Origin of the sequence: Enterococcus eurekensis (assembly GCF_042654605.1) — a bacterium.
GTDB lineage: Bacteria > Bacillota > Bacilli > Lactobacillales > Enterococcaceae > Enterococcus_I > Enterococcus_I eurekensis.
In genome coordinates, this window is sequence record NZ_JBHSGT010000077.1 from 1 (window position 1) to 587 (window position 587).

The 587-nt window shown below is 40.2% G+C and carries 1 pseudogene; it reads left to right on the top strand.

Features of this window, described 5'->3' with window-relative positions:
- Positions 1 to 33: 33 nt before the first annotated feature.
- Positions 34 to 587 (top strand): annotated as a pseudogene (locus ACFO3L_RS11470) (IS21 family transposase); the annotation flags it as partial.

A 587-nucleotide genomic window follows, 5' to 3' on the forward strand; every position in this document is an offset into this window, starting at 1 on the left:
ACGGGGCATTCAAGAGACAAAATTAGAGAGGTGGTGAATCAAGCAAAAGCCAAAGGCTTAGAAGAACTTACTGAAAAAATGACCAATTCTTGGTTGGAAGATTATCTATTCCCTGAGAAAAGTGCTAATCAACGTGGGTATTACGACCCCGACTGGGATTATATCCATAAAGAACTGCTCAAAAAGAATGTCACGCTCAAACTCTTACATAAAGAGTACGAACAAGAGGCAAAGATTCAAAACAAGATGCCTTACGCTTATCGGACGTTTTGTGAAAAATATGGGCACTACGGCAAGAAGTACAAATTAACCATGCCTATTCATCGCAAACCCGGTGAAATCTTAGAAGTGGATTGGGCAGGCAGTACGTTATCCGTTAAAAACAGTGAAAATGGTGAAGACATCAAAGTCTACATTTTCGTAGCCACTTGGCCATTCAGTCAATACAGCTATGTCGAAGGGTTTTACGATATGAAAACCGATAACTGGTTGACGGCTCATATTCATGCCTTAGAATTTTTTCAAGGAATACCTGAAACGGTCGTTTCGGATAACTTGAGAACAGGGGTAACAAAAACGGATTACTC